The sequence below is a fragment of the Daejeonella sp. genome, from assembly GCF_030695525.1.
Taxonomy (GTDB): domain Bacteria; phylum Bacteroidota; class Bacteroidia; order Sphingobacteriales; family Sphingobacteriaceae; genus Daejeonella.
This window is the reverse complement of the sequence record NZ_JAUYSS010000026.1, coordinates 1-25952: the sequence shown is the minus strand read 5'-3', so window position 1 is coordinate 25952 and position 25952 is coordinate 1. Positions and strand designations below refer to the sequence as shown.

The following is a 25952-nucleotide window of genomic DNA, read 5'->3' as shown; positions in this document are numbered from 1 at the left end:
TTGCTTTTAATCCAATTCTGTTTTCTAATAATTACATCATGTCAAAAGTAATTCTCATTACCGGGGCTTCAACCGGCATCGGACTCGAAACTGCGGTTCAGCTTGCTGAACAGGGCCATCAGGTTTACGCAACAATGCGCAACCTAAATAAAAGGGCTTTGCTGGATCAGGAAACTGAGAGAAGAAAGGTTAAACTCAAGATTTTACAACTGGATGTTCAGGATGAAAAAAGCATAGCGAAATGCCTTGAAGAAATCATCTCCTTCGAAAAAAAGATTGATGTCCTGATCAATAATGCCGGTGCCGGATTTATCAAACCGATGGAGCAGGCAAGCATGGAAGAAATTCAGCAGGTGATGGATGTGAACTTCTATGGTCCGATTCGTTGCAGCAAAGCCGTAATGCCGTTTATGCGCAAACAAAAAAGCGGACATATCATCAATGTTTCTTCGGTAGGCGGAATTGTGGGTTCTCCTGTGAATGAAATTTATTGTGCCGCAAAATTTGCACTTGAAGGCTTAACAGAAAGCCTTGCCACATACCTGGAACCCTATTTCGGGATCAATGTATCCCTGATTGAGCCCGGTGGCACGATCACGGAATTCGGCAATAGCCTGACCGAATATTTCGAGTCGACCGGTGGTATTCTGAACGATGACTACAAGCCTTTGATGGAAGACTACATGGCATACCGGGCTACATTTACGGAAGAGTTTAAAGAAAAGGCATTTCAGAAACCTGCAGATATTGCATCGGTAATCATCAGATGTATGAATGATCCGAATCCCAAAGTCAGATACCTTACTTCCGAAGGCACATTGGCATTCACGAAATTAAAAACCAGTTTGGATCCTGATGGTGAGATCATGAAGGCTCAGCTTAGAAAGGCGATATTGAATAAGTAATTTTCGAAATGACCTATAAATTGCCAGGTCAGTACATACAGTTGGAATTTCTTCTACTGAACCTGAAGGGTTCAAATGTTTATAGCATACCATATACACGGAAATCCCGACCCCGGTGGTCGCATGTATAATTCTCACATACGACCACCTTCGGGTTCGAAAAACCAGATTTTTTATACGAATACTAATTACAGTAAAAGAAAACAATATAGTAAAAAGCCTTTCCCTGAACATATTTGGGCTGTTTTTCGTACTTTTATAGCAGCCTATATCATAAAATTGAGATACATTTCACTTTTTTTTCTTCTTTTTATATCAGTATTTACTGCATTTGCACAACCTGCAAATGATGAGTGTGCAAATGCTATTGAAATTAATGATGCACGTGAATATTGTTCAGGCAACGGACAATACAGCAATATAAATGCAAGCCCTTCTTTCATTGGCACTGGAAATGATGTATGGTTTAGGTTTACTGCAAGGAATTTTGAGGTTAAGGTGACTGTTAGTGGTTCTCCAGGTACTGGCACCTTACAATCACCTGAAATTCGTTTATACAATACATGCGGTGGCACGCTAAGAACTATAGAGACAATAAAAGATGGCAATACAACTATTATAACAGGTGCAGGATTAGTTCCGGGTATTACTTATTTCATTGGAATCAGCGGGGCTAATAACAATACTGGCACTTTCAAACTTTGTATTGAGAATTATCAGTCTGAAATTAAAGCCGGACAGGATTTCTCAGGAGCATCGTTAATCTGTTCAATTGAGAGCATAATAAGGGAGGTTAACATATCAGGTGCAGGTTTAAATCCCAATGAAGCAATAGGGACTTGCCTGGATGTCCAACCCGGTATTGCTTTTTCAGAAACAAATTCTGCATGGTATAAATGGACTGCTGCCAACGATGGAACACTCGTCTTTACGATTACACCAAGCAAAAGGGACGATATTGACTGGGTATTATATGAATTAGGGCCTGAAGGTAATACACAGAATCCTTTAGCCTCTAATGCGATCAGATGTGCCGCCGGGGAAGGCATCAATCAACGTTGTGCGAATGAGGCAACATATGTACAAACGGGATTAGACTTTAATGCAACTGATTTAAGGGAGTCAAGTGGCTGTGGGACAGGACAAGATGGTGTAGTTCAGTTCGTCACTATGAAAAATGGTTATGTTTATGCTCTCCTTGTAAACAATGCCTCAGCGGGTAATAATGGATTTGAAATTGCCTTTACCGACAAAGCAGGCAAAGCCGGAACCGGTTTATTTAAAGGCCCTACCGCAAAAATCAAGAAAGTGGATAATAATCTGTGTACTTCCAGCCCTTCCTATACATTTAGCAGCGAAGCTTCTGATTTCACCATTTTACAATGGTATTTTGGAGAAGGGGCAAGTATTGCCGGAAGTAATGACCAAAATCCTGGCATCGTAACCTACAACACATCCGGATTGAAAACAGTTGTTTTAGAGGTAAAGAACAAAGATGGGTGCTCGGTTGTGCAAACAGAAACTTTCATGCACGTCATTAAACCCGATGTACCAAAAATAAGTGGCCTCCAAACAAGATACTGTGTTGGTGAAACGATAAATTTGAAGATTGATTTGGTGGATGGAGCGACATATTCCTGGACCGGTCCGGGGGGATTTAGCGCAAGCACTGCTGAAATCAAGGTCCCTGTTGATGGTGTTGGCAAGGCTGGCACATACGCTGTCACTGTTAGCCTGAATGGTTGTACAAGCGAGGCAGCAGCAGTTAGCATAGCTTCTATCGGACAAACACCAAGCGCCTCATTTGTGATGACGAGTACCAGTCCCTGCACCCCGCAGCAAACCTTTACCTTTACCAATCGTTCTATAGAATACCAGAAACTGAAATGGGATTTTGGGGAGGGTTCAAATATCCCTCCGGGAGGCAGTAATCCGGTAAATACAGTTACTTATTCTGGCTCAGGAACCAAGACCATTCGTCTCGAAGCAGAAGGAAGTTCAGGATGTATCAGCGTTTTCACACAAGAGATCATCGTGGCATTAAGTCCGGCAAAACCTGTAATCATTGTCAATAAGCCCGATTTCTGCCTGACAGATGTGATCAGGCTCAGTACCGCAGCACAAAGCAATGTAATTTACAACTGGACAGGCCCGAATAATTTCAGTTCCAATCTGCAATCACCAGAAATACCGGTTACAAGTGAAGCAGTAGCAGGGACCTATACCCTCACCTTGAGCAGGGGAAATTGCATTACCGAAACGGCGACAATAGAAGTCCCACCAATTTATAAAAATCCGGTGGCGGCATTCCGTTCAGAGCCAAAGCCCCCTTCAAAACTATCATTCCCTATCCTTGTGCGATTTTTCAATGAATCAAAAGATGCAGATGCATTTTTATGGGAATTTGGGGATGGGAATAACTCTACAGACAAGGATCCCGAACATACCTACCTCAGTGAAGGTGATTTCGAGGTGAGGCTGACTGTGTTTAAAAGTTCGGTGTGTAGTGCATCCACCGCCCAGGGCCAGTTCATGATTAGCGCAAATAATATCCTGTTCATTCCTAATACCTTTACTCCAAATAATGACACTTTAAATGATGAGTTTGTAATCAGCATGACCAATATCAAAACCTACAAAATACAGATTTTCAACCGGTTCGGCGTATCGATGTTTGTTTCGGATGATCTGTTTAATCATTGGAAAGGAACTTATAAAAATGAACCCCTGCCGGTTGGAACTTATTATTATCTGATTGATGCGAGCGATTTTAATGGAAATATCATCAAAAAATCAGGGCCGGTTACTATATTACGTTAAAATCTTATGCCGGCAAAGAAAATAAAACGATGCTATAAATGAAAATCACCCTTTTAACCATCGGCAAAACAGAAGACAAATATCTTTTAGAAGGCATTGACATCTATCTCAAACGCCTGAAACATTATATCCCCTTCCGGATACTCGAGATCCCGGAATTAAAGAATACAAAGAGCCTGTCGCAGGAACAACAAAAAAGCAAAGAAGCAGAATTAATTTTTAAAAATATTCAAAGCACTGACCATGTCATTCTGCTCGATGAAAACGGTAAAGAGTTCACATCAAGAGGCTTTTCCGTATATTTAAATAAAAAAATGGCAGGAGGGCTGCAGCACCTGGTATTTATCATTGGAGGCCCCTATGGATTTAGCAATGAAGTTTACCAACGAAGCAATGAAAAAATATCCTTTTCAAAAATGACACTTTCACATCAGATGATCCGCCTTTTTTTTACGGAACAGCTCTATCGTGCCTGCACCATTTTGAAAGGAGAACCTTATCACCATGATTAAAGCACTGAATTATGACAGAATATAAAAGAAAATACAGATTCCGGTCAGGTAATCAATCAAAAGAAAACAGACTGCTTTGGATCATGATCCTGATTGGTCTGGCTATTGTATATGCGATTATACGCTTCTTTTGAGGAGATAGAGTCCAGATAACCTTAATGGCTTATCTCTAGTCCACTCCTACTTCAAACCTCCTACTTCAAACCTCAGACTTCAGACCTCCTACTTCAAACCTCAGACTTCAGACCTCAGACTTCAGACCTCAGACTTCAGACCTCAGACCTCAGACCTCCTGCCCCCTACTTCGATTTCTGCGACAATCGTGTTGCACTCTTTCCTGCAGCTTTGGTAGCTTTAGGCTTCTCCTTAACTGGCTCAGGCTTTTTAACAGGCGGAGCATCAGTAGCAGCAGGTACCACAGAGCCATCTGCAATTGGCTCCGGAGCCTCTTCACTGAATAAAGGCAGATCCTTAATAATAGTGAACCAATTGATAATCTTCTTCATATCAGATGCATAAACACGTTCCTGATCGTGATCAGGAGCTACTTCTGTAAAGAAAGTACGCAAAGCATTGCCATCAGCGGTTTTTGCATCAGGCAGACTTTTGCTGTCCTTCATTTTCAGGAAAATATCGCTCAGTTTCAAATCAGCCGTATCACCAAAAACGGTAATATCTTCTAAAGAGGCCATCTTTGCAGTACTGATGTTCACTACGATCTTATTCTTCTGCTCATCCAATGTTTCCAGGATAAAGCCAGATTTATTCTGTCCAATCAGCTTAAACAATCCCGGCTTACCGGATACGGATACTAATCCTCTTAAATTCATATTTTTTTTAGATATGAGATATGAGATGTGAGATATGAGATCTTAACGGACGCTTTAAAAGCTTCTCAAATCTCAGATCTCATATCTCAAATCTATTCTTCAATAATCTCTATTCCTAATATCTTATCACCCTGACGGATATCATCAACAACATCTACATTCTCAATAACCTTACCAAAACAGGTATGATTACGATCAAGATGAGAAGTATTTGTACGGCTATGGCAAATGAAAAACTGTGAACCGCCTGTATTGCGGCCGGCATGGGCCATGGAAAGAACCCCTCTGTCGTGGAATTGATTTTCCCCTTCAAGCTCACAATCAATGCTGTAACCCGGACCACCAGCACCAGTTCCTGTCGGATCTCCACCCTGTATCACAAAGTCATTAATAACTCTGTGAAAAGTTACACCATCATAATAACCTTCTTTGGCCAATTTCAAGAAATTTGCAACTGTATTTGGTGCATCTTTATCATAAAATTGAACGGTCATATCACCTTTCTCGGTTTTAATAATTGCTTTGCTCATATTTGTTTCCTTATAATTGGAAGACAAAGGTAATTATTTCAGTCAATTGATGAAATACTTCAAATATCTTCTTCTTTTTATACCTTTAAATACTGTATAACGTTATAATACCTGATGTTAAAAGCCAGATTAACTCTTCTTTTCCTCCTTTTAACTGCATTTTGCAAGGCCGCCTCCATTCTTATTCCGATGGATGAAGATCAGAAAAATCATTTGAAAGCCTATGGTATCACTTATTGGGCCTTAAAAAATGGCCTCGAAACCGACTGGCTGTTGAATTACAGAGGGGGCAGTTTTCTGATGAAATATACACAGTCAATGGAATCAGAATGTAAGATCAGAGGGGTGTCTTATGAAGTGCTTGCAGATGGAAAAGTGAATGCGATTTTGAACGAGGTGACCGATCCATCAGTAAATATGGAGATGGTCAAACTGGAGAAAGCTCCTAAAATTGCCGTTTATTCTCCAAAAAACAAGTTACCATGGGACGATGCCGTGACCATGGTTCTTAGCTATGCAGAAATTCCATATGATATTCTTTATGACGATGAAGTATTGAAAGGTGAATTGCCGAAATACGACTGGCTGCATCTTCACCACGAAGATTTTACCGGGCAATACAACCGTTTCTGGAGTGCGTTCAGAAATGCCTCATGGTTTATCGAAGATGTAAAATTGCAGGAAGCAACTGCAAAGAGAAATGGTTTCAGTAAAGTTTCTGAAATGAAACTGGAAGTTGCCAGAACTATCCGAAACTTTTGCTCGGGGGGTGGCTTTATGTTTGCCATGTGCTCAGGCCCGGAAACTATTGATATAGCACTTGCAGCTAATGGTACAGACATCGTGGAGCGTGTATTCGATGGTGACTCCTCAGACCCGAATGCTCAGTCGAAACTCGATTTTAATCAAACCTTTGCCTTCCAGAACTTCAAGCTGGATGTGAACCCTGCAAACAATGAATTTTCGAATATAGACGCTACTCCTTTCCGATCTCAAGCTGTAAACCGGACAAACGACTTTTTTACCCTGTTTGATTTCTCAGCAAAATGGGATATCGTTCCGGCAATGCTTACTCAAAACCATGATAAAGTAGTGAAAGGGTTTATGGGGCAGACAACCGCATTCAGGAAGAATGTAATTAAGCCGAATGTGCTTGTGATGGGTGAAACCAAAACCAGCGATGAAGCGCGTTACATCCACGGAGAGTTCGGAAAAGGCCAGTGGACCTTCTATGGCGGGCATGATCCGGAAGATTATCAGCATATGGTTGGAGACCCTCCTACCGACCTCAATCTGCACCCTAACTCACCGGGATACAGATTAATTCTGAATAATGTCTTATTCCCTGCTGCGAAGAAGAAGAAACAGAAAACTTGATTAGGGGAGAGTGGAGAATGGAGAATGGAGAATGGAGGAAAATTCTTCAGGAAATCACAAATCCGCCAAATCTGGAAAAACTATCCTTTGGAATGTTAGTATTAAATCAGAAATCCAACCTAATTCTCCACTCTCAATTCTCCACCCGATAGCTATCGGGTCTCAATTAATTATAGAATTTCCAGCTTACCCCAAACTTTAATACTTTATCCTGCATCGGATAAGATCTGACGGTGTAATATCCTCTGGAAAGCAATCCCTGGTTCACATAATCGTATTTCAGAAACAGATTAGCCCGCTTTAAAGTTGCTCTTACCCAAACATCCAGTACCGGATAAGTAGAATATGTAAGGGAGGCATTATCATTATAAAACTGGCTAACATTAATGGCGTAGGCCGGAGCTTTGAACGGAGTATTAAAGCGTAAGTCGAAGCCAACATTGGTGTACAACACTTTAAAAAGTCTGCTTGCATAATAAAAACTATTATAGGTATATATTTCCGGAGTTCTGATAATATCCTGAAAGTCAGTTTTTTGATAAACAATATGGTTTTCAAGGTTAAATTTTCCAAACCTAAAATCCTTTGACAGGCTAATTTTCAGCAGATTTATATTAGTCCCGAACTGATCTGGTGTAATCTGTTTCGCACTTGCGGTTTCCCTGTAATAGAGATAATTACCGACCAGGAAATACTCTGCTTTAGCTGACAGCTTATATTTCAAATTCTGATACATAAAGGACAAATTACTGATCTTTGATTTTTCAAAGTTTCTGTTCCAGCTATGATACTGATAATCGACACGCTCGTACATCTGCTCAGGAGATTTATTTTGAACATATGCCCCGAGTACAAACCTGCCAATTGATTTACTCAATAAAAAGCTGGTATTGGCTTCATAAAAAAAATCACCCGCATTCTTACCCTGTACAATTTGATTCAGATCAGCTTCAATATTTACCTTATCACTAAAGCGGTAACCCAGACCTGCTTTGAGCATTGTATTCGAAAAATTGGTTTTATAATCCAATTGCTCATAATGGTATATATCATTTTGAATACCCAGGTCGAGTTTAAGTTCATTCTTAATAAAACTCAGGGCTTGAGCCCTCAGGTAGAAACTATAGGTAAATTCATTCCGTAGATTGGATACTTTGGTAGAATCATTGGTTAGGGTGAATGATCGGGAAGGAAGCGTAGGAAAAGCTCCATATACATCCTCTTCATTCCTGAAAAACTTATACTGATCACGGGTATAGGTTAAGGTGTGTGATACACGCTGTGTAGGTAAAATCCTATCAGAAGAATCAGGCCCCTGGAGGCTATCCATTCTGCCAAGATAATATAACTGTTTGAGAAAGAATTGGGTCTGTCGCCAGGTCTGCATCGGACGGTCGGCACCTATGGCTTTCAAATATACAGGCTCTGCTCTTTTATCAAGGGAACTTTCCTTAAAAATAGTATCATTTCTTGTGGATCCGTTTTCACCTGCCTTTAAAGTATTGAAAATGATATCACCGACGATATTATAGCGATTATTTGGCGATTCATACCAGGCAAAGAGTGCTGCATTCAGGTGATCTGCTTTCTGATTGACATAAAAACCATCCCCGGTCAGACGGTTATAGATTGCCCCTACATTAAAATTCGGCTTAACATTCTGTGAATGCGTTACTTTAAACATCTGCTCATGGATTCTACCATTCACGTAATACAGTTCGGTATAAGGTGATTTGGCGCGGTAGAATTTAATGGAATCCTGTGTCAGCCGGTAGAGGTCAAGACTATGAAAGCCTGCATCGAAACCGATAGTTTTAGTTGGATTGAATAACATTTCACGATAAGCGATTCCTGCACTTCCAAGTCCGATAGTAGGCCTCTTAGGCTGATATAATGGGCTGAAATTCTGAAAATTATGTACAGTTGTATCAATTCCCCTGGTCTGGGTACCCTCTTTCAGTAAACTGAGATTGGTGTATCGGATATCTTTGGCATAGAAATAAACAGAATCGGCATCACTCGTCTTATTAAGGGAAGTATCCCGCTCCCCGGTCTGACCCATACGGCCTGATGAACCCACACTCCCTTCTGCCCTGATTGTTCTTTGGGCAAATACCTCTGAAACAAACAGATACAGCAGTATGAATAATCCTAAGGCTAAGCGCTTGATCATTAAATTTCCAGAATGAGATCTTTCAATATTTTAGTCATTTTTGGTTCAGCCTCTTCCGCAGTTTTAATAATCTCTTCTAATGATACTACTTTCAGCGTATCCGGAAAGCCCTCATCGGTCAGTACAGAAATAGCAAAAACAGGAAGAGCCATATGATTGGCAACAATAACTTCGGGCACTGTACTCATGCCCACCGCATCAGCTCCAATCAAACGTAAAAATCGGTATTCAGCTCTAGTTTCAAGATTCGGGCCATTCACCGAAACATAAACACCAGAATGGCAACGAATATTATTTTTAAGGGCAATTCCCATCCCCTTTTCGATCATTTTTTTGTCGTAAGGTTCGCTCATATCGGGGAAACGGGGGCCAAGGCTTTCCGTATTTCTCCCGCGAAGCGGGTTATCACTTTGCATATTGATATGATCATTAATGATCATCAGATCGCCTTTCCGATATTCCGGATTCAATGCACCACTTGCATTTGAAACAAACAAATTGCTTATACCAAGCATTTTCATTACCCGAACAGGAAAAGTGATTTGCTTCATATCATAGCCTTCATAATAATGAAGCCGCCCCTGCATGGCGACTACCCTTTTGCCGCTGAGCATCCCAAAAATCAGCTTACCCGAGTGAAATTCCAAAGTTGAAATCGGAAAGTCCGGAATATTGGAGTACATTAAGCTAAAGTGGATTTCAATATCCTCTACCAATCCACCTAGACCGGTACCTAATATAATTCCGATCTCCGGCTCAAAATCACCTATCTTATTCTTGATATAATCAGTTGTTGCCCGCAGGTTTTGATGCATATTCTTCTATTAAATTATTAAATCCCGACCTTTCCGGTTCCATAAACTCTGCTTCAACCGGCAGGTAATAAACGGGTAAGTCTTTTAATTGTTCTCTGATGCCTGCAATTCTTAAACGCTGGACATCCTTTTCAGTAGTGATGATCAATTTATCATTCCCACTAAGTCTTTTAAATACGTTTACAAGTTTAGCGATATTTTTGTCGCTGAACTGATAATGATCCGGATATTGATGGTGTATCAATTCAGGGCCATAAGTGGCCAGCTCTTCAAGCAATGGTTCTGGATTGGCAATTCCTGTCAATAAAATGACTTTGCAATTCTCATTTATCGACTTTAGAGTCCGTTCACTTGTATTTTCATGGATTGATATCAGATTTCCGTACTTCAGAAAAGAAAAAAACACCTTTTCAGTTCGAAATCTGCTCAGTATCGTATTTTTTTGTGCAGTATTTAATATTTCAGGGCACTTCGAGATCACAATGATATCGGCACGCTTAATTGCCCAAAGAGGCTCCCTGAGGTCGCCGGAAGGCAGAAGCCATTGCTGTTTAAACAAAGTCTTGTATTCAAAAAGAAGAATGCTGAAACCCGGCTTTACGGCACGGTGCTGAAAGGCGTCGTCCAGAATGATCAGTTCATGATCCGGCTCAAGACGAAGAATGCCTTCTGTTCTATTTTCACAAACAGCTACCGTGATATCCCTGAATTTACGTTTAAACTGAAGCGGTTCATCACCAGAGTCTGAGCTTATAGAATTTGCATCTACATATAGGAAGCCCGATGTTTTGCGTCCATAGCCTCTGCTTAAGGTTGCGATTTTATACTTATCCTTTAATAATCGAATAAGGTATTCTGTCATCGGACTTTTACCGGAACCACCAACCGACAAATTCCCAACAGAGATTACAGGCAGCTGAAATTTCTGTGACTTAAATACCCCGAAATCGTAGGCAAGATTTCGGAGTATCACTCCGATGCCATAGAGGATTGAAAGGGGGAATAATAACAGTCGGATTAATTTCATTCTTAAACTTAGGGCAAAAATACATAATTGATCTTAAGCTTGAATTTAATGACGTTTGATTCATCAAATAAATAGAATATAGTTTTTGTAAAACTGCGGTATTTATAAGCTGATAAAATGAGAATACCCCTTTCCGGAGAGTTTCCAGCGATTACGAAAATTGATTTTTCAGTACAACAGTATTTCGCTGTAGTACAGTTTCAGCGCAGCGCCTCCTATGGATCGGCAAATGAAGAGGAGTCTCCACACACCTCAAATCCCCCATCTCCTAAGTAATAATATCAATTAAAGCGCATCCGTACTATTTTCGAATCCTGAATAAGCTTCAAAATCATCGTATTATAAATTTTGTAAATATATTTTATATTTGTATTATATAAATATACAGTATGGCAACTTTTACCAGCTCCCTTCCTGACGGGCTCCTTCAACTGCTTGAAGAAAAAGCAAAAGAACTCTCAATGCCCAAAAATAAACTGATCGAACAGGCGCTCCGGCTTTACCTTGATCACCTGAACCGGGCAGCCTATATCCGCTCCTATAAGCAAATGGCTGAAGATACCGATTTACTGGCAATAGCTGAAGAAGGCATGGCAGACTATTTTGAGCAACTGGAAAATGAAGCAGGCTGAGCTCTGGTACGCCGATCTGAACCCTGTTAAAGGAAGCGAACAATCTGGTACCCGTCCGGTAGTAATTGTGAGCGGAAATCTCGCAAACACGTATTTAAATACTGTAATCTGCTGCCCGCTCACAACAAAGATCAAACAATACAAGGGTAATGTAGTACTTCAACCCAATGCAACAAATAAGCTGAGAGAACCGTCCGAAATTCTTACTTTCCATATTCGTTCTGTTTCAAAAGAACGTCTGGTTCGTAAAATAGGAACAATATCTGCGGATGAGCTAAAACAAATCAAGAATGGCTTCGAAGATATCTGGAGGTATTAATCCAATACACTAGCCAGGATTTTAATCATTTCAGGCAAATTCAAGTACCTTTAAATATTCAATATACAAATTAAGCAATTATTTTTACCGAGTAAATTCAAAGTTATACTTTGAATTTACTCGGTATTTATTTTTATCTTTGTAACATGATACGCAGAGATTCTCTACAAAAAATCGAAGTGCTTCTCCGGGAGTTTCCGGCAGTGGCGATACTTGGCCCCCGGCAGGTAGGTAAAACTACCCTGGCCAAAAGTATAGCACGCAAACTGAAAAATGATGTGGTTTATATTGACCTGGAGCGTGTCTCTGATCAGCGTAAACTGGTGGATCCTGAAATTTTCTTTGAAGCCAACCGGGACAGACTGGTGCTACTGGATGAAGTACAGATGATGCCCCAGCTCTTTGCTGCCCTTCGTCCTGAAATTGATGAATTACGTCGGCCCGGTCGTTTCCTGCTGACAGGTTCAGCCAGCCCTGAACTGGTAAAGGGTGTAAGCGAAAGCCTGGCAGGTCGAATAGCCTATGTAGAACTCAGTCCGATTAATCTTAGTGAAGCTAAAAGCAGCCGCTACGGAATGCAGCGGCACTGGTTCAGGGGTGGCTATCCTCCGGCATTGACAGCAAAAGACGATCCGGCTTTTCACCGATGGGCCGATAGTTTTATCCGCAGCTATGTAGAACGCGACCTTACCCTGATGTTTGGTGTTAAGCTATCCGCAGTAATTATCAGAAATTTCTGGGAAATGCTGGCCAATGGTACTGGCACCATACTGAATATCGAAAATTATGCACGGGCATTAGGCATCAGCGGCCCCAGTGTGAAGCGCTACCTTGATTATATGGAAGGAGCCTTCCTGATACGCAGGCTGCAGCCCTGGTTCGCAAATGTAAACAAGCGCATTATTAAATCACCAAAGGTATATGTTCGAGACAGTGGTATTGTGCACGCGCTATGCGGCATTCCTTCTGTGCGGGAACTTCAGGGAAATATAGTGATTGGCGGTAGTTGGGAAGGTTATGTCATAGAAGAAATCATACGCCATTTACCAGCCAATGTCAGGCCATTTTATTATCGCACCCAGCATGGTGCTGAGGCTGACCTTATTCTGGTAAAAGGAATGAAACCTGTGGCCTGTATAGAAATAAAATACAGTAAAGCGCCCGTGCTAAAGGCAGGATTTTATCAATGCATTAAAGATCTCCAAACTACTCAGAACTGGGTTATTTACTCAGGAGAAGATAACTATACAGGCAGGGAAGGAATCCTTTACACTTCCCTTTTATATACTTTAACTCAGCTTATCGGAAAAATATAAGCGAGTAAATTCAATATTCAGTTTACTGGTTAATATTTTCAATTAAATTCTAAATTCAGATATTTACCAGATACAGAGCTATGCCTCAAGTACGATTAAGGCAGCCCTTCTTTCTGTCAGAGTTTAGATTAATCACCGATAATTACCTTTATCGCTTTTTCCCTTGCAGCATTTCCAAATACTTCGTAAGCATCCAATATCTTGTCGAAAGTAAAACGGTGTGTGATCAGCTTTTCCGGCTGTATCCTGTTGCTTTGAACTGTTTTTAACAGCATGGGCGTAGTATTTGTATTTACCAGTCCGGTAGTAATGGTAATATTCTGTATCCACAATTTCTGCAATTGCAGATCTACACTCTTTCCATGGACACCAACATTGGCGATATGGCCTCCAGGCCGTATGATGTTCTGGCACATATCAAAGGTCTCGGGTATTCCTACTGCTTCAATGGCTACATCCACACCGTCTTTGGTTTGTTCTGCGATTAATTTAGCCACATCGCCTTTAAGAGGATTAATTGTATGAGTAGCTCCAAAGGTCTTAGCCACTTCAAGACGATTTTCGTCCATGTCAATCATGATGATTTTTGAAGGTGAGTAAAACTGGGCTGTGAGCAATACAGACATGCCAATGGGACCAGCACCCACAATAGCGATTGTATCACCGGGCTTCACAGCACCATACAATACACCTATCTCATGCCCAGTTGGCAAAATATCACTTAGCATGACCAGAGCTTCTTCATTCGCTCCCTCAGGAATAAGGTACAAACTATTGTCGGCATGCGGAATTCTCACATAACCGGCCTGTGTGCCATCAATTAAGTGCCCCAGTATCCAACCCCCATCTTCACAATGAGAATACATCTGCTGTTTACAGTATTCACATTTACCACAGGAAGTAATACAGGATATGAGCACATGATCCCCCTTCTTAAAATTATTCACAGCCGTACCTGTTTCTTCAATAATACCAACACCTTCGTGCCCAAGTATCCTTCCCTTGGTTACAGCAGGCACATCACCTTTTAAAATATGTAAATCCGTACCACATATCGTAGTTTTTAATACTTTAACCACGGCATCAGTGGGAGCAATAATTCCGGGTTTTGGAACATCCATCCATTTCTTTTCGCCAGGACCCTCATAGACAAGTCCCTTCATTGTCTTTATACTTTCAGGTGCATTTGTGGCACCCATTAAATCATTGTTCATATTTTAATGTTTTTATGGTAAATCAAAAGTATCTGATAAAGTTCGTCAAACACTGGCAGGGAAATAATGAGAGAGATCATGCATTTGTCTGACTTTAATCAGTTATGCCTTATCTTTGCCCCCAACCAATTAGACCAATTATGTTAAAAGGATTTTTCAAGGTACCTCAGCCGGTAAATGAACCTATATTGAATTATGCACCGGGAAGCAAGGAACGTAAATTATTAAAAGAAGCACTCAATGAAGCCCGGTCAGTGCTTATTGAAATACCCATGTATATTGGTGGCAAAGAGATCAGAACTGATAAAAAAGTAAAGATCAATCCGCCACACGATCATCAGCATTTGCTGGGCACTTATAATCAGGGTACTAAACAACATGTTACAGATGCAATCAATGCAGCGCTTGCAGCGAAATCTGACTGGGAAAATCTGCCTTGGGAACAGCGTGCAGCTATATTTTTAAAAGCAGCCGACCTGATTGCTGGACCTTACCGTTACAAACTGAATGCAGCCACCATGCTCGGGCAATCAAAAAATGCATTTCAGGCAGAGATTGATGCCGCATGCGAACTCATCGATTTTTTACGCTTCAATGTTAAATACATGAGCGAAATTTATGAGCAACAGCCACCGGTGTCGCCCTCCGGAAGCTGGAATCGCCTCGAGCAAAGACCTCTCGAAGGTTTTGTTTTTGCATTAACTCCTTTCAATTTTACTGCCATAGCCGGTAACCTGCCTACTTCTGCAGCCATGATGGGAAATGTGGTAGTTTGGAAGCCGTCCAACACCCAGATCTACTCTGCCAATGTTTTGATGCAGATTTTCCGCGAAGCCGGATTACCTGATGGAGTAATCAATCTGGTTTATGTTTCAGGGCCGGATGCCGGGGAAGTGATCTTTAATCATCCAAATTTTGCAGGAATTCATTTCACCGGATCTACGGCGGTATTTCAGGATATCTGGAAAACTATTGGCAATAATATCCATAAATACAAAACCTATCCGCGAATCGTAGGTGAGACAGGTGGTAAAGACTTCATTCTGGTGCATGGTTCTGCAGATATGGAAGCTTCAAGTACAGCGATCCTACGGGGCGCCTTTGAGTATCAGGGTCAAAAATGTTCCGCAGCTTCAAGGGTATACATTGCAGCCTCTGTTTGGCCAAAAATAAAAGAATTATTAACGCGAGATCTGGCAAGCCTAAAAATAGGCCCTACTGAAGATTTCGGCAATTTCATTAATGCTGTGATCGATGAAAAATCATTTGATAAACTAGGCGGATATATTGACAGGGCAAAGAATGACAAAGACCTCGAGATCATTGCAGGGGGAAATTATGATAAATCCAAAGGCTATTTCATTGAGCCGACCGTTTTATTAACCAAAGACCCTTATTATGTGACCATGTGTGAAGAATTATTCGGACCGGTTCTAACGATTTATGTTTTTGAAGACAAGGACTTTGAAAAAACACTTGAAATAATTGATAATACTTCCATTTATGCACTAACAGGCGCTGTTTTAGCACAAGACCGCTATGCATTGGCTAAAGCTACCCATGTATTGAGAAATGCCGCCGGCAATTTTTATATAAATGATAAGTGTACCGGGGCTGTAGTTGGACAGCAACCATTTGGCGGTGCCAGAGGATCAGGAACAAATGATAAAGCAGGTTCAATGATCAATCTCTTAAGATGGGTATCCCCAAGAGCAATAAAAGAGACATTTGACCCTCCAAAGGATTATCGTTACCCATTTCTGGATAAGGAATAAAAAAGGCAGGGATCGCGATTATATGAATTTCGCTACTTTATTAATTTAATCTAAGGTCGATATAAAATCTTGTTGTGGTAAGTATAGATTGAAGATTTTCTTTGTTTTGGAAAGCAGGGTCTGTACCTCTTCGGCCCTGCCAATCCCGTGTTCTGCCCTAGTTTTTTGCAGCAGATTTAATAGATATCATGAAATTCAGTAGTGCAAAAAAGCTAGAGCTGCCACCCGGGTTTATTTCAAAGGGCAAATGGTCCTATTGCCGGGCTGTCCTTCCCAATGAAATACAGCACCAGGTTAAATAAACCTTGCCGGAGGAGGTAGATTCCGGCTATTCGTAATTTGAAATTTCCCTGTGGTTGGTGTTATCACCGACCACTTGATTTTATCGTGCTTGGTACGGTGAGAACACCGACCAGAGGGGAACGCGATTTCTTGCCGGAACTAACCGGAGGAAAGGGCTGAACCAGCCTATAACATGCAGGTATTGCTTTCCAAAATCAAATATTTCGGCTCAAGAGCCTTATCTGACCAATTATAGCCTGGTTTTAACCTTTCTTATGTCGAAATCAAAATAATATAAATGAAATATTACTTCACTTATGACTCATCCAGCTTAAATACATTTCCAAGATTTTCACTTGATTTCGAGCTAACCTGAAGATCCTTGACCAGCCCTGAACTTAGGTCAATTACCCAGCCATGAATCTCCAGATCTTCGCGTTCACGCCAGGCATTCTGAACGATTGTCGTTGTACATAGATTATTAACCTGCTCTATGACATTTAATTCAACCAAACGGTTCAGCTTGACATCTTCATCTGTAATCTTGTCCAGTTCATTACTATGTAAACGATAAACATCCTTAATATGTCTGAGCCAGTTATCGATAAGGCCGAATTGCTTATTACTTAATGCAGCAGCAATACCCCCGCATCCGTAATGACCTGAAACGATCACATGTTTCACTTTCAATACGTTGACAGCATAATCAAGGACACTTAACATATTCATGTCTGAATGCACACAAACATTGGCAATATTTCTGTGTACAAAGACCTGCCCGGGTCTTGTATTTGTAACTTCATTCGCTGGTACACGACTATCAGAACAACCAATCCATAATACATCCGGCTCCTGACCTGCAGCCAGCTTTTTGAAATAATCGGGATCTTTTCCAATTTCTTTCTGAACCCAATCCCGATTACCCTGAAGTAATTCTTCATAACCTCGCCTTTGCCTTTCGTTCAGGATCTTTGACATCTCTTCTGATTGTTCTTTTGATTCCCTGATATTAGGCATTTTAATTGATTTTTTCCGGGTTGATTGTAAATTCCTTTACATTCGGACTATCATAGTGCTCACGAATATTTAGAATCTCAACTATGGTACCTTTAGAAAAGGCACTATGCCTGAAATTATGTATAATCTCGAGTACATCTTTATCGATAAACATTGAATCAGATCCGTCAATGATCACATGCGATCCTTTAGGTAATTTTTGCAGGGTTTGTTGTATTGCAGCCTTATTTAAAAAAGAGACCTCCTGAGCCAGTTTAATCCTGATCACATTCTTCTCTCCGTTCTTTTCTATCTTGTAGAAATAAGAATTCCTGAGATTGGTTCTTAAAATATAAAAAATCCCAATTACCATTCCTATAGCTACACCTTTAAGCAGATCTGTAAATACAACAGCGAGTACCGTAACCACAAAAGGAATAAACTGGTCTTTCCCATTCTTCCACATTTTCTGAAACAGACTAAGTTTAGCAAGTTTATAGCCTGTTATCAATAGAATAGCTGCCAGACTGGCTAATGGAATTTTGTTGAGCAAAAACGGAATAAGGAGAAATGAAAGTAATAACCACAAACCATGTAAAATAGCCGACATTTTTGTTTTACCTCCGGAATTCACATTTACGGAGGAACGGACAATTACTGAAGTCATGGGCAATCCACCCAACATGCCACTTGTCATATTGCCGACACCCTGTGCTACCAATTCCCTGTTTGTTGGAGAGACCCTTTTGTATGGATCTACCTTATCAACGGCTTCTATACATAAGAGTGTTTCTATACTGGCAACAATTGCAATGGTGAAGGCTACTGTCCACACCTCCTGGTTTCCGATTTGTGTAAAATCAGGAAATACGAACAAAGCCATAAACCCATTAAAAGAATCAACTGCCGGAATGGTAACCAATTGTTGAGGACTTAAGGCAAGACCGGTATTCTGGAACAACATACTGAGTACAATTCCAAGAATTACTACCAATATAGCCGCAGGAATCGCGCTCAATTTCTTGATACCCGGCCAATAGATCATAATAAGCAGGGATAAAACACTGATAATTACTGCTCCGTAACTGATCATATCGAGTGCAGAGAGCAGTGACGAAAATGTATTTTCATTATTGGGCTGAATAAAGCTTTGATCACCTTCAAAATCTGAGTCAAATCCGACAGCATGTGGAATCTGCTTCAAAATCAATATGATACCAATTGCTGCCAGCATACCTTCTATCACCGAGGATGGAAAGTAGTTGGCAATTATTCCTGCCTTTAATATTCCAAGAAAAATCTGAAGTATACCAGCAAGTACTACCGCAAGCAAAAACGTTTCATAACTTCCCAGGGAAGCTATTGCACCAAAGACAATCACTGTTAATCCTGCCGCAGGCCCACTCACACTGAGTTGAGACCCACTGATAGAAGACACTACGATACCACCAATTATACCAGTTAATATTCCGGCAAATAAAGGCGCACCTGAAGCAAGCGCAATTCCGAGACACAAAGGCAATGCGACCAGGAATACAACAATACTGGCGGGCAGATCCTTTTTAAAATTACTTGCTGCGAAGTACGGACTTATATTAAATATTGAATTTTTCTTTTCCATTAAAGCTTATTTAGAGGTATTATATTTTATTATCTTTTTCTATTGGTTTACACGGTAGCACCGGATAATTTACTTTTTATTTAACATAAAATTTTATATTTGACTACATCGACCTAAATAGTTTCTTGGCCGGCAGAAACATTATATTGTTCTAAATCAAATAGCTCATCGAAGAATTCCACCCCACCAGTACTAATATCGTACATGCCTCCAATTATTCCGATTTGCTGATTTTGAATAAGCTCGCGAATGATCTCACTTCCATTGATTATGCTTTCAATTTGTACATGAACATTATTATGTAATACATTATTCAAAAACACTTTATTTGAACCATTACGATCGTTTAGTGTTTCCTTTTCAGCCTCAATGGCCGGATTAATATGCTTGAGCAATGCGTCAAGGTTACCCATTTGAACACTGTTACAGGCTGCAGAAACAGCTCCGCAATTGGTGTGTCCAAGGACAACTATCAATTTGCTTCCTAAAACCTTGCAGGTGTATTCAAGACTTGCAATAGCTTCAGGGCTTGCTACGTTACCTGCCAATCGAATACTGAAAATATCACCAAGTCCCTGATCAAAAATAAGTTCGGTCGCTACTCTTGAATCACTGCAATTCAACACTGCAGCGAAGGGCCATTGCCCTGCAGCAGTTTCCATTATAATTTGTTGATTATCACGATTATAGCTTATATTTTTACAAAACCGGCTATTCCCATCCCTTAAAAACTCCAGTGCTAAACGCGGGGTAAGTAATTCTCTTGATTGTTCTTTATGATGTCTCATTGTTAAATTGCTATATGAATATTTGAAATATTAGTCTGCATGGAAATTGCAGAACTACAGAAGTTTAACGCGATAAGACTTGAATTAAATAATAAAAAAAATCATATTTTAATTGAATTGAAAAATACCGAAATCAAAATTTGATCAAACGGGCAATATGAACTCAAAAAAAATGGGAATAAAGCGCTAAATAAGATTTAACAATTTGGAGGCGGGGTAGGAACAGAGGGGTAAAAAGATTCTATCAAAAATTGACTGTTTGTACTGTATTTCTTTAATGCAAGGGAATTTTGAGGGCTGGACAAGTTGAATTTAAATATACCATTTAACCATTCCCCTTTATTTGGTGACTCTTTAGCCTGATCAACACCCTTTGATGCATTTGTTTCAATCTCCAACTGCATAATTACAGCATTGACTATTCTATTATCAATTTGGTTGGCAATTAAAGGTGCAATGGAAATGACCATCTTAACGAAAAAGATGAATAAAAAGACGAAACTGAATATTTTTTTTGCGAATTTTTTTTTCATCAGCTAAATGAGAGAACAGCAAGCTTCCCATATTATTTTGCAAAGTTAACATAAAGTGTCACCAATATACTGAAAATCAGAAAATTTATGAAATCGTTACATAAAAATAATGTCAGATTCCAAGTTCAAACTGGGTTAAAACGCCCCATTTATTTCCGGGGTGCCGGAGAGCATAATTACCATCAGTAGCCATATAGTTAAGGTTTAGCTGTAATTTAACCCTGTGTTTATTCAAATATTTTGTTGCACCTAATTCCAGAATGTTTTTCTTGTTTTCATGAGCCAGAATTTTTACCGAAGGAGTCAATCTTGAATATCTGAAAGCAAATTCAATATTGGAAGGAAAGATATAAGAAGCCTGGTGATTTATTCCGTTTCCTGTAAAAGCATACCTCAGGCTTCCGCCTGGATTAAATGTTAGCGGATTATCAACATGCCTTTTAATATACTCTACTGAATAGGCCCAACCCCTGTATTTCCCAATTGCATCAATCATCCAGGTTGCCATATCCACCGGACTGTACAGCTCCTTTCCCAGTTGTCCTCCTGTCCTGTTTGTTTTCTTATTCTTGCTGTAAGCTGCTGCAATAGAAATTTTGGGTTTAGGTTCCCGCTCAAGATCGCCCTCCGAATAATCACCGTCACCTGTAAAAGAACCTAGTGGTAAAAACTCTATGCGGCCGGTATACGCAAGACCATCATCGGTTGAATTCACACTTCTTCCTTCACCCGTTGTGATTGCACCTTTAATATGATAATCCATCTCTCCAATCTTATTATGAAAATAGGCTTTAAGACCGAAATCACGATCAATAGTCATCGCACCATTCACTATCGAGCGATCTGCGAATTGCAATTGTCCGGATGAATTAACCCTTTGTCTGTTTCCGGGCAGTTTATTCTGCCCAAATCCTATGTATAGCTTTGGGGTAAAATGATAAAAGATGACAGCATCCCTTACAATATTGGCAATCCCCGTATTGTCAACGTCCTGATCACCGCGGGTAAATGCTAACTGAACGCTATAAGACAGTTTTGGATTCATAATATAGCCATCCACCCTCATTCTTAATCTTCGAACGCGGGCTTCATATTCATTAAAACTGAGATCAGAACCCGAAGTAGTATAAGCTCCGATTCTGTTTTGCATCCGAAAACGGAAATTAATGTAGAAAGATGAATCAGGAGATTTATACTGTAATCCTTTAAAGTCATGGATCATCGCACGTTCATCCCTTTCCCTTTGCGCAAAAACATTTGTTAAAGTCAGCGATAAAACAATTAATAGTACTATTCTGGATACGATCACTGGTATTTTTTTTGCGAAATTAATAATTATTTAACACTAATTTAATTTGAAGGAATATCTCAAATATTTGTCCTGCAAATTAAAAAATGAAAACTGATTTTAATTCGAACGTATATAAAACAAGCATTAATTTAATTGCTTTATCCATTTTTTAGTATTTTCACGGTTCCGAAAAACCAATAATAATCCGGCATTTGTGGATAAAAGAACTCAGATATTAAGAAAAAAGCAAGAAGCAGCCCTGCTGGGTGGTGGAAAGGCGAGAATTGAAAGTCAGCATAAAAAAGGCAAACTAACTGCAAGGGAACGTTTACATTTTTTGCTGGATGAAGGTTCTTTTGAAGAGATTGGGATGCTGGTGATGCATCGTTCAACTGACTTTGGCATGGAGAAGGAACATTATCCGGGGGATGGGGTAGTTACCGGGTATGGTACCATCAATGGCAGGCTTGTCTATGTCTTTTCTCAGGATTTTACTGTTTTTGGCGGCTCACTTTCAGAAACACATGCCGAGAAGATCTGCAAGATCATGGATCTTGCAATAAAAAATGGCGCACCGCTAATCGGGCTAAATGATTCAGGAGGTGCCCGGATTCAGGAAGGAGTTGTTTCTTTGGGAGGATATGCAGATATTTTCTACAGGAATACGATGGCATCCGGAGTTGTTCCACAGATCTCAGCAATCATGGGACCCTGTGCCGGAGGTGCGGTCTACTCCCCTGCCATCACTGATTTTGTCCTCATGGTCGAAAATACTTCCTATATGTTCGTCACTGGCCCTAACGTGGTGAAAACCGTCACTCATGAAATTGTGAGTTCTGAAGAGCTGGGTGGTGCCTCAGCTCACGCCACAAAATCAGGTGTTACACATTTTGCCTGTAGCAATGAGCTTGATGCAATCAACCATGTTAAAAAGCTGCTTTCATTCATGCCACAGAACTGTGAGGAGACCGCTCCATCAATGTCATATGAAAGTACAGATGAAGTGAGACCAAAACTGGATGATATCATCCCTGAAAATAATTCCCAACCCTATGATATCCGCGAAGTAATTTCGGAAGTAAGTGATGAGGGTACTTTTCTTGAAGTACATAAAGACTTTGCCGAAAATATTGTGGTCGGCTTCGCACGCCTGGCGGGTAGAAGTATTGGGATTGTAGCAAATCAGCCCGCTTTTTTAGCAGGGGTTCTTGACATCAAATCCTCAGTAAAGGGCGCACGTTTTGTTCGTTTCTGCGACAGTTTTAACATCCCCCTGCTGGTTCTCGAGGATGTTCCGGGCTTCCTGCCGGGAACTGACCAGGAATGGAACGCAATCATTACAAACGGCGCGAAATTATTGTATGCATTCTGTGAAGCCACTGTTCCAAGAATTACGGTAATTACCCGGAAAGCTTATGGCGGTGCGTATGATGTGATGAATTCGAAACACATTGGTGCAGACATGAACTATGCCTGGCCGGGAGCTGAAATTGCAGTGATGGGCGCTAAAGGGGCTGCCGAAATCATTTTCAAAAAAGAGATCAGTTCTGCTGAAGATCCGAATGCCCGCTGGATAGAGAAGGAAAAAGAATACTCAGACATTTTTGCAAACCCCTACAGAGCGGCTGAACGGGGTTTTATAGACGAGGTTATTGAGCCATCTCAAACACGAAAAAAGCTGATCAAAGCTTTCAAAATGCTGGAGAACAAGGTTGTTAATAACCCAAGGAAGAAGCATGGGAATATGCCTTTGTAAAAATCCTTACAAATGTCACACATTGAACAAATTCCTCCGGAACTTACCTGGCATATTCGCAGGCAGGTTTTGTATCCGGATCAGGAATTCGGGAAGGCTATCCTTGATAATGATGACGATGGTATGCACCTGGGCTTATTTTATGAAAATAAGCTGATCAGTGTAGTTTCGTTATTCAGGAAAGAGAATGAGATGCAATTACGCAAATTTGCAACTGTTGAAGAATACCAGGGCAAAGGTTTTGGAACTCAACTATTAAAGTACCTGATCGAAATAGCAAAAACAGAAAATTGCAAGCGAATCTGGTGCAATGCACGCAAAAATGCTTCAGGTTTTTATATTAAATTTGGGTTTACTGAAACAGAGAAAACTTATTATAAGGATGGACATGATTTCGTGATCATGGAGAAAATCTTGTTTTAAGAATCAGAAACAATGAATGACATTCTTCAAACCCGCCAATTTGAGAACTTAATTTTTGAATTAAGAGGTTTTAAGGTAATGATTGATACTGATCTGGCCTCTCTTTATGAGACTGAAACAAAACGATTGAAAGAACAGGTCAAAAGAAATATAGTTCGTTTCCCTGATGACTTTATGTTCGAATTGACATTGGAAGAAAAGGAACAACTGGTCGCAAATTGCGACCGGTTAAATAGCCTCAAACATTCCAGTATTAACCCGATGGCCTTTACTGAACAAGGGGTAGCAATGTTATCCTCAGTATTAAGATCACCCAAAGCGGTCAAAATTAATATCGAAATCATGCGTGCTTTTGTATATTACAGGCAGATACTCCTGCAAAATCAGGATCTATATAAAAAAGTTAATGAACTGGATGATAAGATAAACCACGTTTACAGCTTTTTATTAAATAAAATTGAAATCCATAAAAGCAGCATAGAGCCGGTCGGCTATAAATTAAAATCCAAGAAAGAACAGAAATAATGGCAAAGAAAAAAGAGCAGAAACATATTCCGGTAGTTACTAAGAAATCACTGGAGTTTTTTGAAAAATACATCAATAATCCATCACCTACCGGCTTTGAGTGGGAAGGTCAAAGAATGTGGCTGGATTATATCAAACCTTATACTGATGAGTATATGGTCGATAATTATGGTACAGCAGTTGCGGTAATTAACCCAAAAGCTGAATTCAAGGTCGTCATAGAGGCTCATGCTGATGAGATTTCCTGGTTCGTAAATTATATCACCAAAGATGGATTAATCTACGTGATTAAAAACGGTGGATCTGACCATCAGATTGCACCATCAAAGCGGGTTAATATCCATACCGATAAAGGAATTGTCAAAGCATTATTCGGCTGGCCTGCTATTCATACCCGCAATGGTGAAAAAGAAGAAGCACCGACCCTGAAAAACATCTTCCTCGATTGCGGCTGCACCACAAAAGAGGAGGTCGAAGAATTAGGTATTCACGTAGGCTGCGTGGTTACCTACGAAGACGAGTTCATGGTATTGAATGATCGTTATTATGTAGGCAGGGCACTTGATAACCGTGCCGGTGGATTTATGATTGCCGAAGTTGCCCGATTGCTCAAAGAGAATAAAAAGAAACTACCTTTCGGACTGTATATCGTCAACTCAGTACAGGAAGAAATTGGATTACGCGGAGCAGAAATGATTGCTCACCGGATCAAACCGAATATCGCGATCATCACCGATGTGACACATGATACCCAAACCCCAATGATCAATAAGATCACCCAGGGTGATCTTGCCTGCGGAAAAGGACCTGTGGTTTCCTATGCACCTGCCGTTCAAACCAATCTGAATAAATTACTGATCAAAGCAGCCGAAGCAAATAATATTCCCTTCCAGCGCCAGGCATCTTCACGTTCTACAGGCACTGATACCGATGCCTTTGCTTATTCAAATGATGGGGTAGTTTCTGCATTAATCTCACTTCCATTACGTTACATGCACACCACTGTTGAAATGATCCATAAAGAAGATGTGGACAATGTCATCCGACTGATTTATGAGTCTTTACTGAGTATTGAGGTTGGACATGATTTTAGATCGATAAAGTAGTTGATAATTGACAGTTGAGAGTGGAGAGTGGAGAGTGGAGAGTTGCCAATTGAGAACCAGGAATCAAGAACCAAGAAACAAGACAATGTTTTGGTTCAGATGAAAATGGTGGTTTTGAAAGAATACTAGTGTCCGGGGAAAGTTTTTATTAAGGTTTAGCCCGGCAGCAGAATTGAAACTCTTGCCATATTTAGGAAAGAGGGTATTTTATTAATGATTGAGTTATTTTAATCTCGGGTATAGGCGTATCGCTCAATAGGGCCCGCCTTTAGGCGGGTTGTAATCGGCGTGATTAATTCGGGCTTCAGCCCCACATATAGCAGGTTAGAAAATAACGTAAACCGGTGCTTCAGCGCCGACAACATTTAATCGGGCTGAAGCCCGAT

At 40.4% G+C, this 25952-nt stretch carries 23 protein-coding genes; 12 read left to right on the top strand and 11 right to left on the bottom strand.

Annotated elements, in window-relative coordinates; all coding sequences use genetic code 11:
* Positions 1-38 precede the first annotated feature (38 nt).
* The 3 genes from Q8S11_RS06020 to rlmH all read left to right on the top strand — a co-directional run bounded on the left by Q8S11_RS06020 (position 39) and on the right by rlmH (position 4237).
* Positions 39-905 carry an SDR family oxidoreductase gene (locus Q8S11_RS06020; RefSeq protein ID WP_305661177.1) on the top strand — a complete coding sequence of 289 codons (867 nt, stop codon included), beginning with the start codon at positions 39-41 and terminating at the stop codon, positions 903-905.
* Between the two features lie 75 nt (positions 906-980).
* A complete protein-coding gene (locus Q8S11_RS06015; RefSeq protein ID WP_305661176.1) occupies positions 981-3725 on the top strand; it encodes a gliding motility-associated C-terminal domain-containing protein in 2745 nt (914 codons plus the stop codon).
* 38 nt (positions 3726-3763) lie between these two features.
* A complete protein-coding gene (gene rlmH, locus Q8S11_RS06010; protein WP_305661175.1) occupies positions 3764-4237 on the top strand; it encodes a 23S rRNA (pseudouridine(1915)-N(3))-methyltransferase RlmH in 474 nt (157 codons plus the stop codon).
* A 299-nt stretch (positions 4238-4536) separates the two neighbouring features.
* On the opposite strand, the gene Q8S11_RS06005 is transcribed toward rlmH, so the two are convergent.
* Together Q8S11_RS06005 and Q8S11_RS06000 are read right to left on the bottom strand one after the other, a co-directional pair.
* A complete protein-coding gene (locus tag Q8S11_RS06005) occupies positions 4537-5067 on the bottom strand; it encodes a DUF5606 domain-containing protein (protein WP_305661174.1) in 531 nt (176 codons plus the stop codon).
* 92 nt (positions 5068-5159) lie between these two features.
* Positions 5160-5597 (bottom strand): peptidylprolyl isomerase, encoded by a 438-nt coding sequence (locus Q8S11_RS06000; RefSeq protein WP_305661173.1) that lies wholly within the window; start codon positions 5595-5597, stop codon positions 5160-5162.
* Between the two features lie 114 nt (positions 5598-5711).
* Here Q8S11_RS06000 and Q8S11_RS05995 point away from each other — a divergent pair, with 114 nt between their 5' ends.
* A complete protein-coding gene (locus Q8S11_RS05995) occupies positions 5712-6974 on the top strand; it encodes an asparagine synthetase B (protein ID WP_305661172.1) in 1263 nt (420 codons plus the stop codon).
* A 166-nt stretch (positions 6975-7140) separates the two neighbouring features.
* Here Q8S11_RS05995 and Q8S11_RS05990 read toward each other — a convergent pair whose 3' ends face one another.
* The 3 genes from Q8S11_RS05990 to lpxK are packed head-to-tail and all read right to left on the bottom strand — an operon-like array spanning position 7141 to position 10989.
* A complete protein-coding gene (locus Q8S11_RS05990) occupies positions 7141-9147 on the bottom strand; it encodes a putative porin (protein WP_305661171.1) in 2007 nt (668 codons plus the stop codon).
* Positions 9147-9962: a purine-nucleoside phosphorylase gene (locus tag Q8S11_RS05985; protein ID WP_305661170.1), complete on the bottom strand. Its 816-nt coding sequence runs from the start codon at positions 9960-9962 to the stop codon at positions 9147-9149. Before Q8S11_RS05985 ends, Q8S11_RS05990 begins: the two co-directional genes overlap by 1 nt.
* Positions 9934-10989, bottom strand: a complete 1056-nt coding sequence (gene lpxK / locus Q8S11_RS05980) for a tetraacyldisaccharide 4'-kinase (protein ID WP_305661169.1) — start codon at positions 10987-10989, stop codon at positions 9934-9936. The genes Q8S11_RS05985 and lpxK overlap by 29 nt, the downstream gene beginning before the upstream one ends.
* Positions 10990-11378: 389 nt before the next feature.
* Here lpxK and Q8S11_RS05975 point away from each other — a divergent pair, with 389 nt between their 5' ends.
* The 3 genes from Q8S11_RS05975 to Q8S11_RS05965 all read left to right on the top strand — a co-directional run bounded on the left by Q8S11_RS05975 (position 11379) and on the right by Q8S11_RS05965 (position 13256).
* Positions 11379-11621, top strand: coding sequence for a ribbon-helix-helix protein, CopG family (locus tag Q8S11_RS05975; RefSeq protein ID WP_305661168.1), 243 nt, complete (start codon positions 11379-11381; stop codon positions 11619-11621).
* Positions 11608-11940, top strand: a complete 333-nt coding sequence (locus tag Q8S11_RS05970; protein ID WP_305661167.1) for a type II toxin-antitoxin system PemK/MazF family toxin — start codon at positions 11608-11610, stop codon at positions 11938-11940. The genes Q8S11_RS05975 and Q8S11_RS05970 overlap by 14 nt, the downstream gene beginning before the upstream one ends.
* Before the next feature lie 146 nt (positions 11941-12086).
* Positions 12087-13256 carry an ATP-binding protein gene (locus Q8S11_RS05965; protein ID WP_305661166.1) on the top strand — a complete coding sequence of 390 codons (1170 nt, stop codon included), beginning with the start codon at positions 12087-12089 and terminating at the stop codon, positions 13254-13256.
* A 128-nt stretch (positions 13257-13384) separates the two neighbouring features.
* Here Q8S11_RS05965 and Q8S11_RS05960 read toward each other — a convergent pair whose 3' ends face one another.
* Complete coding sequence (locus Q8S11_RS05960; RefSeq protein ID WP_305661165.1) at positions 13385-14470, bottom strand: zinc-dependent alcohol dehydrogenase family protein; 1086 nt, start codon at positions 14468-14470, stop codon at positions 13385-13387.
* Between the two features lie 140 nt (positions 14471-14610).
* Here Q8S11_RS05960 and pruA point away from each other — a divergent pair, with 140 nt between their 5' ends.
* Entirely contained in the window at positions 14611-16245 is a 1635-nt protein-coding gene (gene pruA, locus Q8S11_RS05955; RefSeq protein WP_305661164.1) for an L-glutamate gamma-semialdehyde dehydrogenase, read from the top strand.
* Positions 16246-16842: 597 nt separating this feature from the next.
* Here pruA and Q8S11_RS05950 read toward each other — a convergent pair.
* The 5 genes from Q8S11_RS05950 to Q8S11_RS05930 form a co-directional block, all read right to left on the bottom strand.
* Entirely contained in the window at positions 16843-17505 is a 663-nt protein-coding gene (locus tag Q8S11_RS05950; RefSeq protein WP_371135130.1) for a carbonic anhydrase, read from the bottom strand.
* 40 nt (positions 17506-17545) lie between these two features.
* On the bottom strand, positions 17546-19144 hold the full coding sequence (locus tag Q8S11_RS05945; protein WP_305661162.1) for a SulP family inorganic anion transporter: 1599 nt from the start codon (positions 19142-19144) through the stop codon (positions 17546-17548).
* Positions 19145-19257: 113 nt separating this feature from the next.
* The gene (locus Q8S11_RS05940; RefSeq protein WP_305661161.1) at positions 19258-19932 is read right to left on the bottom strand and encodes a carbonic anhydrase; all 675 of its coding nucleotides are present in this window, start codon (positions 19930-19932) and stop codon (positions 19258-19260) included.
* A gap of 197 nt (positions 19933-20129) precedes the next feature.
* Positions 20130-20465, bottom strand: a complete 336-nt coding sequence (locus Q8S11_RS05935) for a hypothetical protein (protein WP_305661160.1) — start codon at positions 20463-20465, stop codon at positions 20130-20132.
* A gap of 112 nt (positions 20466-20577) precedes the next feature.
* A complete protein-coding gene (locus tag Q8S11_RS05930; protein ID WP_305661159.1) occupies positions 20578-21774 on the bottom strand; it encodes a porin in 1197 nt (398 codons plus the stop codon).
* Between the two features lie 196 nt (positions 21775-21970).
* Between Q8S11_RS05930 and Q8S11_RS05925 the strand changes: the two genes are divergently transcribed.
* From Q8S11_RS05925 to Q8S11_RS05910, 4 genes are read left to right on the top strand one after another with little or no spacing between them, the layout of a single operon-like run.
* On the top strand, positions 21971-23512 hold the full coding sequence (locus Q8S11_RS05925; protein WP_305661158.1) for an acyl-CoA carboxylase subunit beta: 1542 nt from the start codon (positions 21971-21973) through the stop codon (positions 23510-23512).
* 12 nt (positions 23513-23524) lie between these two features.
* Positions 23525-23935, top strand: a complete 411-nt coding sequence (locus Q8S11_RS05920; RefSeq protein ID WP_305661157.1) for a GNAT family N-acetyltransferase — start codon at positions 23525-23527, stop codon at positions 23933-23935.
* 12 nt (positions 23936-23947) lie between these two features.
* Positions 23948-24460: an ORF6N domain-containing protein gene (locus tag Q8S11_RS05915; RefSeq protein WP_305661156.1), complete on the top strand. Its 513-nt coding sequence runs from the start codon at positions 23948-23950 to the stop codon at positions 24458-24460.
* On the top strand, positions 24460-25566 hold the full coding sequence (locus tag Q8S11_RS05910) for a M42 family metallopeptidase (RefSeq protein WP_305661155.1): 1107 nt from the start codon (positions 24460-24462) through the stop codon (positions 25564-25566). The genes Q8S11_RS05915 and Q8S11_RS05910 overlap by 1 nt, the downstream gene beginning before the upstream one ends.
* Positions 25567-25952: the final 386 nt, after the last annotated feature.

What these genes read in the sequence shown, in the direction of transcription:
- Q8S11_RS06020 (WP_305661177.1), top strand. Translation starts at nt 39, where the DNA reads ATGTCAAAAGTAATTCTCATTACCGGGGCTTCAACCGGCATCGGACTC.
- Q8S11_RS06015 (WP_305661176.1), top strand. Translation starts at nt 981, where the DNA reads ATGTTTATAGCATACCATATACACGGAAATCCCGACCCCGGTGGTCGC.
- rlmH (WP_305661175.1), top strand. Translation starts at nt 3,764, where the DNA reads ATGAAAATCACCCTTTTAACCATCGGCAAAACAGAAGACAAATATCTT.
- Q8S11_RS06005 (WP_305661174.1), bottom strand. Translation starts at nt 5,067, where the DNA reads ATGAATTTAAGAGGATTAGTATCCGTATCCGGTAAGCCGGGATTGTTT.
- Q8S11_RS06000 (WP_305661173.1), bottom strand. Translation starts at nt 5,597, where the DNA reads ATGAGCAAAGCAATTATTAAAACCGAGAAAGGTGATATGACCGTTCAA.
- Q8S11_RS05995 (WP_305661172.1), top strand. Translation starts at nt 5,712, where the DNA reads ATGTTAAAAGCCAGATTAACTCTTCTTTTCCTCCTTTTAACTGCATTT.
- Q8S11_RS05990 (WP_305661171.1), bottom strand. Translation starts at nt 9,147, where the DNA reads ATGATCAAGCGCTTAGCCTTAGGATTATTCATACTGCTGTATCTGTTT.
- Q8S11_RS05985 (WP_305661170.1), bottom strand. Translation starts at nt 9,962, where the DNA reads ATGCATCAAAACCTGCGGGCAACAACTGATTATATCAAGAATAAGATA.
- lpxK (WP_305661169.1), bottom strand. Translation starts at nt 10,989, where the DNA reads ATGAAATTAATCCGACTGTTATTATTCCCCCTTTCAATCCTCTATGGC.
- Q8S11_RS05975 (WP_305661168.1), top strand. Translation starts at nt 11,379, where the DNA reads ATGGCAACTTTTACCAGCTCCCTTCCTGACGGGCTCCTTCAACTGCTT.
- Q8S11_RS05970 (WP_305661167.1), top strand. Translation starts at nt 11,608, where the DNA reads ATGAAGCAGGCTGAGCTCTGGTACGCCGATCTGAACCCTGTTAAAGGA.
- Q8S11_RS05965 (WP_305661166.1), top strand. Translation starts at nt 12,087, where the DNA reads ATGATACGCAGAGATTCTCTACAAAAAATCGAAGTGCTTCTCCGGGAG.
- Q8S11_RS05960 (WP_305661165.1), bottom strand. Translation starts at nt 14,470, where the DNA reads ATGAACAATGATTTAATGGGTGCCACAAATGCACCTGAAAGTATAAAG.
- pruA (WP_305661164.1), top strand. Translation starts at nt 14,611, where the DNA reads ATGTTAAAAGGATTTTTCAAGGTACCTCAGCCGGTAAATGAACCTATA.
- Q8S11_RS05950 (WP_371135130.1), bottom strand. Translation starts at nt 17,505, where the DNA reads ATGTCAAAGATCCTGAACGAAAGGCAAAGGCGAGGTTATGAAGAATTA.
- Q8S11_RS05945 (WP_305661162.1), bottom strand. Translation starts at nt 19,144, where the DNA reads ATGGAAAAGAAAAATTCAATATTTAATATAAGTCCGTACTTCGCAGCA.
- Q8S11_RS05940 (WP_305661161.1), bottom strand. Translation starts at nt 19,932, where the DNA reads ATGAGACATCATAAAGAACAATCAAGAGAATTACTTACCCCGCGTTTA.
- Q8S11_RS05935 (WP_305661160.1), bottom strand. Translation starts at nt 20,465, where the DNA reads ATGAAAAAAAAATTCGCAAAAAAAATATTCAGTTTCGTCTTTTTATTC.
- Q8S11_RS05920 (WP_305661157.1), top strand. Translation starts at nt 23,525, where the DNA reads ATGTCACACATTGAACAAATTCCTCCGGAACTTACCTGGCATATTCGC.
- Q8S11_RS05915 (WP_305661156.1), top strand. Translation starts at nt 23,948, where the DNA reads ATGAATGACATTCTTCAAACCCGCCAATTTGAGAACTTAATTTTTGAA.
- Q8S11_RS05910 (WP_305661155.1), top strand. Translation starts at nt 24,460, where the DNA reads ATGGCAAAGAAAAAAGAGCAGAAACATATTCCGGTAGTTACTAAGAAA.